The organism is Flagellimonas sp. L-11, assembly GCF_056857735.1.
The window spans coordinates 23,100-35,176 of record NZ_JBSXNR010000037.1 but is presented as its reverse complement, the minus strand read 5'-3'; the positions used below and the strand labels follow the sequence as shown (position 1 = coordinate 35,176).

The window sequence follows — 12,077 nt, the reverse complement described above, 5'->3', positions numbered from 1 at the left end:
CAAAATCCTTGAAAACGGACGCATCTTCGTTCAAAAGCATCAAAAACACAACATATAAATGAAAAATGCCACTAAAACCAATATGGTTCAGTGGCATTTAGTTTAATGTTCATGAAAAAGCAGGCTTACTCCTGAATGTCCCTCAATTATATCCAATCGTTATTCCAAACTCCTGCCTGCCGGCAGGCAGGCCAGTTCAGGGTGCTGAGATTTCCCACGTTCCCGCAGGTCATCGGTTCGAAAAAGACAAGATTGTTCGATCACTTAGTTACTGCTACTGCTTACTGCACATACATGGTCAATCAAATAGTTAGCTGTCAATTCTTGTCCTCCAACAAGGGCACAAAACGGAATGAACCAAACTCTTTCTTTTCAAACTCTTTTTTCGATTTTCGTACGTACAAAGTCATGATTTGCTCATTAACTCCAACAGGAATTACCAGCCTGCCCCCTACTTTCAACTGGGACAACAGCGGTCTTGGCACTTCCGGCGCACCAGCGGTCACAATAATTCCATCAAAAGGGGCCTCTTCGGGCAATCCTTTATACCCATCGCCAAAAATCATTTTCTTGGGACGGTAATGCATTTTATTGAAGAACAATCGGGTAGTCTTGAACAGCTCCAATTGGCGTTCAATCGTATATACCTTCGCCCTTAAATGCAGTAAAACCGCGGTTTGGTAACCACTTCCCGTACCGATTTCCAAAATTTTGGCGTTGGGTTTTACTTCCAACAATTCAGTCTGAAAAGCAACCGTATAGGGCTGTGAAATCGTCTGGTCGGCACCAATGGGAAACGCCTTATCTTGATAAGCATGGTCTTCAAAACCACTATCCAAAAACAAGTGCCTTGGAATGGTTTTTATGGCTTCGAGCACCTTTTTGTCCGCAACTCCCTTGGCAGCAACAATCTCGGCCAAGTTCTTGCGCATTCCCCTATGTTTGAGCGTATCCTTCATCGTCTGTGGTCTGGTGGCACGAATTTATAAAGTTCCCCAAAATATCCCCTTAGTTCCGATCAAAAATTTATGGAAACTGGCTTCATATCCGTATTTTTGACAAAAACAGGTAATATGCTAAAAGTTGGTGTCCTGGGAGCAGGACATTTAGGAAAAATACACCTAAGGCTCTTAAACCAATCGGACAACTATGAACTTGTGGGGTTTTACGATCCGGACGAGATCAATGCTAAAAAAGTAGCTGCCGAATTTGGTTATTCCCATTACGAAAACATCAACAATTTGATAGACGCTGTGGATGTTGTTGACATTGTAACACCAACATTGTCCCATTTTGATTGCGCCAAAAAAGCCATTGAAAAAGGGAGGCACGTCTTTATAGAAAAGCCCATTACCAACACACTGGAAGAAGCCGAGGAGTTATTGGAACTATCCAAAAAACATGGCGTAAAAGGCCAAGTAGGCCACGTGGAGCGCTTCAACCCTGCGTTTTTGGCCGTGAAGGACAAAATCGAGAACCCAATGTTCATCGAAACGCATCGCTTGGCGGAGTTCAACCCTAGAGGAACTGACGTTCCTGTGGTATTGGACCTGATGATACACGACATTGATGCGATTTTGAGCGTGGTGCCTTCCGAAGTGGAAAAAATCAATGCAAGTGGCGTTTCCGTAATCAGTCAATCGCCCGATATCGCCAATGCGCGCATTCAGTTTAAAAATGGCTGTGTGGCCAACCTTACCTCTAGTCGTATTTCTTTGAAGAATATGCGTAAATCTCGTTTTTTTCAGCGGGACGCTTACATTTCTGTTGACTTTTTAGAGAAAAAAGTGGAAGTGGTAAAAATGAAGGACGCTCCCGAAAACCCAGGGGATTTTGATATGATCCTTCAAAATGCCGAAGGAGAAAAGAAACAAATCTATTTTGAAAACCCCGAGATAGACGTCAACAATGCCATTTTGGACGAGTTGGAAACCTTTGCCGATGCCATAAACAACGATACTGATCCCATTGTAAGTTTGGAACAAGGCACCAACGCACTCCGCGTGGCCCTTCAGATAATTGAATCTTTCGAAAATTAATATATTGCCGTTCTCGACCATGCTCGAATTGACAATACTTTAAACAATATACTATGGAAAAAATAGCGGTAATCGGTGCCGGAACCATGGGAAATGGAATCGCCCATGTTTTCGCGCAAAACGGATATAAGGTCAATTTGGTAGATATTGCACAGGCATCTTTGGACAAAGGTTTGGCCACCATTACCAAAAATTTGGATAGAATGATTGCCAAAGAGGTAATTGATGAAGCCAAAAAGGAGGCTACCCTTGGCAATATTACCTCCTTTACCAATCTAAAAGACGGTGTTTCGAACACGGATTTGGTGGTTGAAGCGGCAACGGAGAACTTGAACATCAAACTGAAGATTTTTAAGGATTTGGACAACATCTGCAAAGCAGAAACCATTTTGGCCACCAACACATCTTCCATTTCAATAACTCAGATTGGTGCTGCCACCAATCGCCCTGAAAAAGTAATCGGAATGCACTTTATGAATCCAGTACCAATTATGAAATTGGTCGAGATAATTCGTGGGTACAGTACATCTGATGAAGTCACGGAAACCGTTATGGAGCTGTCCAAAAAATTAGGAAAAACCCCAACCGAGGTAAACGATTACCCTGGATTTGTGGCCAATCGTATTTTAATGCCCATGATCAATGAGTCCATCGAGACACTTTACAATGGCGTAGCCGGGGTTGAGGAAATTGACACCGTAATGAAATTGGGCATGGCACACCCCATGGGCCCGCTTCAATTGGCCGATTTTATTGGGTTGGATGTTTGCCTTTCCATTTTGAACGTGATGTACGATGGATTCAAAAACCCAAAATACGCTCCTTGTCCCCTACTTGTTAATATGGTGATGGCGGGCAAGCTCGGTGTAAAATCTGGTGAAGGCTTTTACGATTATTCCGAATCCAGAAAAGCTGAACACGTTTCCGCACAATTCAAATAAAATTTCATGGCCATCATAAAACCGTTTAAGGCCATTCGCCCCACAAAGGACAAAGCATTTTTTGTAGCATCGCGCTCCTACGAAGAGTATTCCCAAGAGGAGTTGAAGGCGGTGCTGCAATACAATCCTTTCTCTTTTCTGCACATCATCAACCCGGGATTCAAGTTTGAAAAGAACATCAAGGGAAAAGAGCGATTTGGGCTTGTACATAACCGATACTTGGAATTTTTGGAGGAAAATGTCTTCCAAAAAGATGATGAGCCCAGTTTTTACCTCTATCAAATAGAAAAGAACGATTTTAAAAGTTTGGGATTCTTTTGCGCCTGTAGTGTGGACGATTACAGGAGCAATATCATCAAAAAGCATGAAGACACTATTCAGGATCGTGAAGAGTTGTTTGCCGACTACTTGCATACCGTAGGTTTTAACGCAGAGCCGGTTTTAATGACTTATGAGGACAATGCGCTTGTGGATAAAATCTTTCAGCGTAAAATAGAACGGAAACCCGAATACGATTTTACCACAACCGATAGGGTCAACCATAAATTGTGGAAAATCTCGTATCCCGAAGGGATTGAAAAATTGGAAAAGGCCTTTGGCGACCTCAATGCACTCTATATTGCCGATGGTCACCACCGTAGTGCCTCATCGAACTTGTTGGCAAACCTAAAAAAATCACAGAACGAGAATCACACGGGTGAGGAAGCCTACAACTATTTTATGGCCTACCTGATTCCGGAATCACAAATACGAATTTCTGAGTTTAATCGTATGGTGAAAGATTTGAACGGATTCTCCAAAAAAGAGTTTTTAATCAAACTTGATCAACATTTTAGAATCGAAAAAAGGGATGACGGGCTTTGCAAACCTTCTAAAAAACATGAATTTAGCATGTATTTGGAAGGTGAGTTCTACACGCTCCATTTTAGAAAAACAAACCACGAGTTTACCGATGCCCTGAGTAAATTGGATACTCAAATTCTGTACAAGACCGTTTTAGAGCCCATTTTGGGCATTACCGATTTGAGGAACGACAAACGGATTTGCTACGGGTATGGCAAAAACAACCTTATCCAAATGAAAGATTTGGTGGACTCTGGCCGTTACGCCGTTGGTTTTAGCTTGGTACCCACCACTATTGAAGAAATCAAGGCAATTGCCGATGCAGGTTTGGTAATGCCCCCAAAAAGCACGTATATTGAGCCTAAGCTCCGAAGCGGGCTGGCTATTTATGAATTATAAACTTTAAAACACAGTACATTGTGATGATAAATTCGTCATTTCGAGCGGGTTTCACGACAGCATGAGTGAAATTTGTATCTGGAAAAAGAATTTTTATCTAAAAAAGGTTATCGACCTGCTTGCCGGCAAGCAGGTACGATTTTTCCTTCTAAAAAAACTCGAACTGACGGTTTTTTGACCATAATATTATCAAAATGCACTACGAGTAATTTTATTGTCATTCCTGTGAAAACAGGAATCCATTAACCAAAAAGATTCCGCATTAGGTGCGGAATGACATTAAGAACATTATGCCTATAAAAGATGATCTCAATAAAATAAAATCCGAACTGCCCGAAGGGGTAACTTTGGTCGCCGTTTCCAAAACCAAACCCAACGAGGATATTTTGGAAGCCTACGAGGCGGGACAACGGGTATTTGGAGAAAATAAAGTACAGGAAATGGTCCAAAAATGGGAAGGTTTGCCCAAGGACATCGAATGGCACATGATTGGCCATGTACAGCGCAATAAGGTCAAATACATGGCCGAGTTTGTTTCCTTGATCCACGGGGTGGACAGCCCAAGGTTGTTGAAGGAAATTAACAAACAAGCTAAAAAGCATGATCGCGTGATTCCCTGCTTGCTCCAAATCCATATTGCAGAAGAAGATACCAAATTTGGTTTGGACGAAAAGGAATTGTACGAGCTTATCAGCTCTGATTACTTCAAGGCGATGGAACACATTAAAATTGTTGGTTTGATGGGCATGGCCACCTTTACAGACGATATGAATCAAGTGAGAAGAGAGTTTGCCCAGCTTAAATCCATGTTTGATTCACTTAAAGATAAACTGACGGACATCTCCATCCTTTCCATGGGCATGAGCGGTGATTATGCCATTGCAATTGAAGAAGGTAGCACTATGGTACGAATTGGAAGCAGTATATTTGGGGCAAGAAATTATTCATAAACCATTAATTTTCCATGTACGCCATACTCGACATTGAAAGCACGGGAGGAAAATACAATGAGGAAGGCATTACCGAGATTGCCATCCACAGGTTTGATGGGCACCAGATAGTTGACAAATTCATCTGTTTGGTCAATCCTGAAAGGGAAATACAACCTTTTGTAGCAAAGTTGACAGGTATCAACAACAAAATGCTACGTTCCGCACCCAAGTTTCACGAAGTGGCCAAACGCATTGTGGAAATAACGGAAGGAACTATTTTGGTGGCACACAATGCACAGTTTGATTATCGTATCCTCCGAACTGAGTTCAGAAGACTTGGCTACGATTATCAACGAAAAACGCTTTGTACTGTCGACCTATCCAAACAACTGATTCCAGAAGCAGAATCACACAGTTTAGGAAAGCTGGCACGTTCGCTCGGTATTCCCATGAGCGATAGGCACCGTGCCAACGGTGATGCACTGGCTACTTTGAAACTCTTTAAGTTGTTGTTGAACAAAGATTCGGACAAAAGAATTATTACCGAGGTCATCCGCGAGGAGACCCATGGGGAGCTTTCTCCCAACCAGTTGGATATGGTTTTTAGTCTGCCATCGGAAACGGGTGTGTACTATATGCACGACAAAGACGGAGAAATCATCTTTTTGGGAAAAACAAAGGATATCAAGAAGCGGGTAAACCAACATTTTACCAATGTGGGCAAACTGGCACGGAAACTTCAAAAAGAAACAAAAAGAGTAACATACGAAACCACGGGAAGTGAGCTTATAGCCATATTGAAGGCTTATTTGGAGCAAAAAAAGAACAAACCAAGATACAACCACGTTTCCAATAAAAAACTTTTTACCCATACCATAGATTTTAGTCAAAACGGAACCGAACATATTGTTTTGGAAGTAGAAAAGAACAAGTCGCTCGAGCCTAAAAAAATGGCGTTTAACGGAACTCAGGCGGCAAAGAGCTTTTTAAACAAAATATCGGACGAATTTGAGCTTTGCCCTTCCTCTTTGGGGACAAATGTGCCAAATTCTCATCAAAAGCCATTAGGTATCAACGCATTGGATTGTAACGAAAAAGTGCTTTCCGCTTTTGATCGGTACAGCATCCAAAATAAAAATATGGCGTTGATAGACCGCGGCAGGGAAACCGGGGAGCGCAGTTTTATATTAATCAAGAATGGCGAACTTCAAGGATTTGGTTATGTGGAACTCAACTATCAAATCAATAATATCCATATCTTGGAGTCTATTATGACCCCAATTCGGAGTGATGAAAACACCACTTTTATCGTGGAAACCTATCTGAGAAAAAACAACCGACTTAAGACCATACCACTAACCCCTTGATCGTTGGAAGAATATAAGCCACAATCTAAATGGAAAAACAAACTTCATGAGATTATTTATGAGGCGGACACTCCATCAGGTAAGCTTTTTGACATTGTTCTTTTTATCCTGATCATTTTCAGCGTTGTTTTGGTGATGCTAGAGAGTGTTGATGAATTTGACCAACACTACCATAAAACCTTGTTGACCCTTGAATGGGTGGTAACAATTTTCTTCACCCTGGAATATATTGCACGCTTAATCAGTATTAAAAAACCGTGGAAGTACGTTTTTAGTTTTTATGGGATTATTGATTTCTTATCAACAATACCCCTTTACCTCTCCTATATATTGGCGGGCTCACAAGTCTTGTTGGCGGTAAGGGCGTTCCGCTTGCTACGGATTTTCAGAATACTGAAACTCGTTAAATTTATGGGCGAAGCTTCCCAGTTACAGTCAGCCTTAAAGGCCAGTCGGGCCAAAATTGTTGTTTTTATCTACGTGGTTTTGATTTTATCGGTAATCATGGGCACTTTAATGTATCTTATTGAAGGTGACGAAGCAGGGTTTACCAGTATTCCACGGAGCATTTATTGGACTATAGTTACGCTCACCACCGTTGGGTATGGAGATATTGCTCCACAGACCAATTTGGGCCAACTCCTTGCTACGGTAATCATGATTTTGGGTTACGGAATCATTGCCGTACCTACTGGAATCGTGACTGCGGAATTTACCCGAAATAAAAAAGGCAACGAGGCAAGTAACAAGGGGACAGTTCATTTAAACACGCAAGCCTGTCCCAGTTGTTCGGCAGAAGGCCATCGAGATGATGCTACGCATTGCTATAATTGTGGACACCTGTTATGAGTACAAAAATTTTATTAGCTGTGGTAGGGCCTACCGCTATTGGGAAAACCTCACTTGGAATCCAATTGGCAAAGCACTTTGGTACTGAAATAATCTCCGCCGACTCCAGACAGTTTTTTAAGGAAATGGAAATAGGGACGGCTGTTCCGTCCAAAGAGGACTTGAACGAGGCACCCCATCATTTTATTCAGCACAAAAGTATTTTTGAACCCTATTCCGTTGGTGATTTTGAGAAGGAAGCCATTAAGCTGTTGGATGGTTTATTTCAAAAAAAGGATATTGCCGTAATGGTAGGCGGTAGTGGTCTGTATGTTGATGCGGTTGTATCCGGATTGGACAAATTCCCGGAGGTTGACCCGAAAATAAGGGAATTGTTGAATCAAAAACTACAGGAGCAAGGATTGGAAAGTCTTCAAAAAGAATTGAAGCAAAAAGATCCCGACTATTACAAAATTATTGATAGGGACAACCCACATAGGCTGATTAGAGCTTTGGAGGTGTGCGTAGCCGCCAACAAACCTTACTCATTTTTCTTGGGCCAACCCAAAGCCAAAAGGGGGTTCAAAACGCTTTATATTGGCATTGAAGCACCAAGGGAAATTATTTATGAACGGATAAATGCCAGAGTAGATCTTATGATGAAGACAGGATTGCTGGAGGAAGCAAAAAAACTATATCCGCACAGAAAACTGAATGCCTTGCAAACAGTTGGTTACAAAGAACTTTTTGAATATATTGGTGGGCATTGCAGTTTAGACTTTGCTGTTTCAGAAATTAAAAAAAACACAAGACGATTTGCAAAGCGGCAACTTACATGGTTGCGTAAAAATGAAGCTATTTTGTGGGTGCCTTATGATGGTGAGCCAAACCAGGTACTACAAATGGTAACAGACCAACTAAAAACCAACTTTTATGCCCAACGGTAAAACTGTGATAGTAGTTATGGGAGTGAGTGGCTCCGGAAAAACAGAAATCGGAAAACTGCTTTCACAAAAACTGTCCCGGCCATTTTACGATGGTGATGACTTTCATCCCGAAGCGAACATAAAAAAAATGAGCTCTGGGAACCCTCTAAATGACGATGATCGTAAGGAATGGTTGATACAGCTCAATAAATTGGCCGTAAAACATCGTGACAAGGGTGCCATAATCGCTTGTTCCGCACTAAAAAAGAACTACAGGAGCATTTTACGTGCAGGTATGGGGGATAATATGGCCTTTGTTTATTTGAACGGGTCTTTTAAATTAATACAATCTAGATTGAACAAAAGAAAAGGGCATTTTATGAGTGCTCAACTTTTACAATCACAATTTGATACACTGGAACCCCCATCCAAAGCAATTACCGTTTCCATAGAGCACCCACCAAAAAAGATTGTTGAGGAGATTGTGAAAAAGCTTAGGTTTTGATATAGAACTCATTTAAACTTTTTCTTTATGAATCTTTTAATTGCAATTACGATGAAAGCCAGATAGTTGAACCCTTACCAGCTTTCCGTTGTGGTATCGAACCTGTTGAGCAATGAGCGAAAGCTGTCGATCCATGCATTGGTTAGCTCCACGGCATATCTTTCAGCGTATAGTTTTTGATCAAAGTATTCGTTCCTCTCCGTATTCCCGTTACGTTTGTTGAAGCAGATGTTGGCATTGATTTCCCTTGATGCACATGCGGCCCTGAAGTCTTTCGAATCGAATCCCGCATCGGCATTGAGGAAGATCCCCTCCATTGGAATCTCCGCCCTGTCAAGGGCAGCGGTGACCACCTCGAACTGTACTTCGATATCGTAAAGGTCGTTATGGTTGCCGGCCACGCTCGGACATTGCCAAGGGCAGCCCCTGCCTATCGGTAAGGAAAAGGGCGTTGGTGGTCCTTCGCCTCTTCCTGCCCTGGTATTCGACACCCGCACCGCCCCTTGTCGCTGGGGTATGGCTCCCGTCCAGATCCACGCTGGAAAGGTCAAGTTCGGCCCTGTGCCTCTTCAGAAATGCTGTCCAGCAGTCCAGCCAAGTCCCCAAAAGGCTCCACTTTCTGTAGTGGTGGTAGACCGACGCCAGCTCAGGACCTTTGGGGAGAACAGCACCCTCACGGGCAAGAGCTCTCACGGTACCCCGCTCTTCATCTTGTAGAGTATCGCGTTGACGATCTCGCACAAGGGCCGTCGGGGCAGTATGTTGGGGACTATCTCCATTTATATGGTATCTTTGTCGAGTACTTTGTACAAGGGCTATGGTTTTTGCGTGTGGTAACACAAATGTCCGTAGCCCTATATTTTGATCCAAAAAAAAGTTTAAATCACTTCATAAAAAAAGCCACCAAAAGGCGGCTTTATATTGGGGTGAAATTTGTTCTATTGCTCGTTTTCAGCTTTTACAACAAGCCTAAAACCTTCTCCATGAATGTTAAGGATTTCTACCAAGTCGTCTTTTTTGAGATATTTTCTCAACTTGGCAATGTACACGTCCATACTTCTGGAGGTAAAATAGTTGTCATCTCGCCAGATTTTGGTCAACGCCAACTCCCTTGGCATCAAATCGTTTTCGTGAAGTGCCAATAAACGTAATAGTTCGTTCTCTTTTGGAGATAGTTTTATGGGCTCTTCTTCCTTATATTTTAAAAAACGAAGTTTGGAGTTTAAATGGAAATTTCCGATTTCGAATTCAAATTGCTTGCTATCGGCCAAAGAACTTGAAGCTTTTCTTTGAAGTATAGCCTTCAACTTCATTAGTAAGACCTCAGAGTCGAAAGGTTTGTTCAAGTAATCGTCCGCTCCCGCTTTGTACCCTTTTAGAACATCCTCTTTCATGGTCTTGGCAGTAAGAAAGATAATCGGAACGTTCTCGTTCTTTTCACGGATTTCCTTTGCCAAGGTAAATCCATCCTTATAAGGCATCATTACGTCCAAAATGCAGACATCGTAGTTGTCTTTTTTAAACTTCTCAAAACCCTCCATTCCGTTTTTGGCAAGAACAACATCAAAATCGTTCATGTTCAAATAATCTTTCAGAACAATTCCAAAATTTGGATCGTCCTCTACCAATAGTATCTTCTTTTTCTCTGTTTCCATAGTTTGCTTTTAAATTAAAGGTAGTTTAATAAAGAAAGTGCTTCCTTTTCCTTTTTCACTTTCTGCATAAACTTCACCTTGATGATCATCTATAATTCGTTTTACGTAGGCCAATCCTAATCCGTGGCCTTTAACGTTGTGTATGTCGCCGGTATGTTCCCGGTAAAATTTTTCAAATACTTTTTTGAGCACTGCCTTGCTCATTCCAGCTCCTTGATCCTGCACTTTTATAATGATGCTATTTTTCACCACTTCGGTGTATACATCAATTTTAGGTGTTTCTGGTGAATACTTTACCGCATTGTCCAGAATGTTCACCATCACATTGGTCATGTGCATATCGTTCGCCAATACTTCCGAGCGGTCGGCATCAAGGTGGGCTTTTGCATATCCTCCCCTATCCTGCACAATCAGTTCAATGTGGGCGATGGCGTCAGTAATGATATCGTGCATATTGACCCTGTCCTTACTAATGTCCAACTGGTTTTTTTCCAATTTGGATATTCTCAGAACATTTTCCACCTGCGCATGCATACGTTTGTTCTCATCGCGAATCATGCCCAAATAGCGCAACACTTTTTCCTTGTCCTCAATGGATTTTGGATTTCGAATTGCCTCTACTGCCAAGTTTATGGTCGCAATGGGTGTTTTGAACTCATGCGTCATGTTATTGATAAAGTCTGACTTGATCTCAGAGATGCGCTTTTGCTTGATCAATTGGTAAATGGCGCTAGAGTATGCCAGCATAATCACCAATGTAAAAACCAGTGAGAGTAATGCCATTCCCATTACAGAACCAAATATGTAGCGCTTCATACTGGGGAATGTTAGCAATAGTGAAAAATTGGACATGCCTTCACTATCCTTGAAAATGGGAGCCTTGTACATTTTAGAGCCCGAAAATTTAAATTTCCTAGACCGTACTTTGGTGGGGTAACCTTGGCTGTACACTCCATATTCATAGTCTATATCAATGTTCCTATTGCTAAGTTCTTGGCTAAGGAGCAGTTCCAGTTCTTGCTTGGAGACCCGTTTATGGATAGGTTGAATTTTGGCGTATTCCATAAAAACATCCTCCCATTGGGCCTTTTCAATACTGCTTAGCTTACCAATATTGGTTACTTTTTCTATGGGGGTTAGGTTATAACTTTTTCCATCAAGACCGAACTCCTCTTTAAAAACACTTTTGGTTCTTCGACTTGTAATGTTTTTAAGAGTAGTGGTATCCTTGCCACCCAATGTATTATCAAAGAACGCTGAGGTTATATTGTAATCTTCTTCAAGAATTCCATGGGAGTAAAAAAGAATTTCATCGGAATTGATATCCCGTTCTACAAACATGAAATTTTTGTATTGTGCACTTTTAGGTTCACCAACGCTATCCGCCAGAGAAGCCAAACGATCGGAGTATTCCTTCATCTCCCGCTTCTCCACCCTACTTGCCACTTTGTCCAATATATCTGTGACTGTTCTTGAGAATTGTTCCTCTTTATCGTTTACAGACGTCTGTATCCAATAAACTTGCACGAAAATTATCCCTAAAAGGGATAAACTCATAAGAACAACCAGAAGAACGAATAGCTTCTTGTTCATTAGTGTAAAATTAAAAATTTAACATTTAGTAATTTTAGCGTTTAACCAA

11 protein-coding genes and 1 pseudogene are annotated in these 12,077 nt (G+C 41.6%); 8 read left to right on the top strand and 4 right to left on the bottom strand.

Annotated elements, in window-relative coordinates; all coding sequences use genetic code 11:
• Positions 1 to 317 precede the first annotated feature (317 nt).
• Positions 318 to 959, bottom strand: coding sequence for a protein-L-isoaspartate(D-aspartate) O-methyltransferase (locus AC13CC_RS05435; protein WP_326280111.1), 642 nt, complete (start codon positions 957 to 959; stop codon positions 318 to 320).
• 114 nt (positions 960 to 1,073) lie between these two features.
• Here AC13CC_RS05435 and AC13CC_RS05430 point away from each other — a divergent pair, with 114 nt between their 5' ends.
• From AC13CC_RS05430 to AC13CC_RS05395, 8 genes are all read left to right on the top strand, one after another.
• On the top strand, positions 1,074 to 2,039 hold the full coding sequence (locus AC13CC_RS05430; RefSeq protein ID WP_326280113.1) for a Gfo/Idh/MocA family protein: 966 nt from the start codon (positions 1,074 to 1,076) through the stop codon (positions 2,037 to 2,039).
• Positions 2,040 to 2,092: 53 nt separating this feature from the next.
• The gene (locus tag AC13CC_RS05425) at positions 2,093 to 2,980 is read left to right on the top strand and encodes a 3-hydroxybutyryl-CoA dehydrogenase (protein WP_326280115.1); all 888 of its coding nucleotides are present in this window, start codon (positions 2,093 to 2,095) and stop codon (positions 2,978 to 2,980) included.
• Positions 2,981 to 2,986: 6 nt separating this feature from the next.
• Entirely contained in the window at positions 2,987 to 4,222 is a 1,236-nt protein-coding gene (locus AC13CC_RS05420) for a DUF1015 domain-containing protein (RefSeq protein ID WP_326280117.1), read from the top strand.
• A gap of 290 nt (positions 4,223 to 4,512) precedes the next feature.
• Positions 4,513 to 5,172 carry a YggS family pyridoxal phosphate-dependent enzyme gene (locus AC13CC_RS05415; RefSeq protein WP_326280176.1) on the top strand — a complete coding sequence of 220 codons (660 nt, stop codon included), beginning with the start codon at positions 4,513 to 4,515 and terminating at the stop codon, positions 5,170 to 5,172.
• A gap of 14 nt (positions 5,173 to 5,186) precedes the next feature.
• The gene (locus AC13CC_RS05410) at positions 5,187 to 6,521 is read left to right on the top strand and encodes an exonuclease domain-containing protein (protein ID WP_326280119.1); all 1,335 of its coding nucleotides are present in this window, start codon (positions 5,187 to 5,189) and stop codon (positions 6,519 to 6,521) included.
• A gap of 3 nt (positions 6,522 to 6,524) precedes the next feature.
• Positions 6,525 to 7,370: an ion transporter gene (locus tag AC13CC_RS05405; protein WP_326280121.1), complete on the top strand. Its 846-nt coding sequence runs from the start codon at positions 6,525 to 6,527 to the stop codon at positions 7,368 to 7,370.
• A complete protein-coding gene (gene miaA / locus AC13CC_RS05400; protein WP_326280123.1) occupies positions 7,367 to 8,296 on the top strand; it encodes a tRNA (adenosine(37)-N6)-dimethylallyltransferase MiaA in 930 nt (309 codons plus the stop codon). Before AC13CC_RS05405 ends, miaA begins: the two co-directional genes overlap by 4 nt.
• Positions 8,283 to 8,780: a gluconokinase gene (locus AC13CC_RS05395; protein WP_326280125.1), complete on the top strand. Its 498-nt coding sequence runs from the start codon at positions 8,283 to 8,285 to the stop codon at positions 8,778 to 8,780. The genes miaA and AC13CC_RS05395 overlap by 14 nt, the downstream gene beginning before the upstream one ends.
• A gap of 74 nt (positions 8,781 to 8,854) precedes the next feature.
• On the opposite strand, the pseudogene AC13CC_RS05390 reads toward AC13CC_RS05395, so the two are convergent.
• The 3 genes and pseudogenes from AC13CC_RS05390 to AC13CC_RS05380 all read right to left on the bottom strand — a co-directional run bounded on the left by AC13CC_RS05390 (position 8,855) and on the right by AC13CC_RS05380 (position 12,028).
• Positions 8,855 to 9,559: pseudogene (locus AC13CC_RS05390) on the bottom strand (transposase).
• A 159-nt stretch (positions 9,560 to 9,718) separates the two neighbouring features.
• On the bottom strand, positions 9,719 to 10,435 hold the full coding sequence (locus tag AC13CC_RS05385; protein ID WP_163627842.1) for a response regulator transcription factor: 717 nt from the start codon (positions 10,433 to 10,435) through the stop codon (positions 9,719 to 9,721).
• A gap of 9 nt (positions 10,436 to 10,444) precedes the next feature.
• Positions 10,445 to 12,028 carry a sensor histidine kinase gene (locus tag AC13CC_RS05380; protein WP_326280129.1) on the bottom strand — a complete coding sequence of 528 codons (1,584 nt, stop codon included), beginning with the start codon at positions 12,026 to 12,028 and terminating at the stop codon, positions 10,445 to 10,447.
• Positions 12,029 to 12,077 lie beyond the last annotated feature (49 nt).

Excerpts from the sequence above, each read along its gene's own strand:
- AC13CC_RS05385 (WP_163627842.1), bottom strand. The coding sequence starts at position 10,435 with ATGGAAACAGAGAAAAAGAAGATACTATTGGTAGAGGACGATCCAAAT.
- AC13CC_RS05410 (WP_326280119.1), top strand. The coding sequence starts at position 5,187 with ATGTACGCCATACTCGACATTGAAAGCACGGGAGGAAAATACAATGAG.
- AC13CC_RS05380 (WP_326280129.1), bottom strand. The coding sequence starts at position 12,028 with ATGAACAAGAAGCTATTCGTTCTTCTGGTTGTTCTTATGAGTTTATCC.
- AC13CC_RS05395 (WP_326280125.1), top strand. The coding sequence starts at position 8,283 with ATGCCCAACGGTAAAACTGTGATAGTAGTTATGGGAGTGAGTGGCTCC.
- miaA (WP_326280123.1), top strand. The coding sequence starts at position 7,367 with ATGAGTACAAAAATTTTATTAGCTGTGGTAGGGCCTACCGCTATTGGG.
- AC13CC_RS05425 (WP_326280115.1), top strand. The coding sequence starts at position 2,093 with ATGGAAAAAATAGCGGTAATCGGTGCCGGAACCATGGGAAATGGAATC.
- AC13CC_RS05430 (WP_326280113.1), top strand. The coding sequence starts at position 1,074 with ATGCTAAAAGTTGGTGTCCTGGGAGCAGGACATTTAGGAAAAATACAC.
- AC13CC_RS05420 (WP_326280117.1), top strand. The coding sequence starts at position 2,987 with ATGGCCATCATAAAACCGTTTAAGGCCATTCGCCCCACAAAGGACAAA.
- AC13CC_RS05415 (WP_326280176.1), top strand. The coding sequence starts at position 4,513 with ATGCCTATAAAAGATGATCTCAATAAAATAAAATCCGAACTGCCCGAA.
- AC13CC_RS05435 (WP_326280111.1), bottom strand. The coding sequence starts at position 959 with ATGAAGGATACGCTCAAACATAGGGGAATGCGCAAGAACTTGGCCGAG.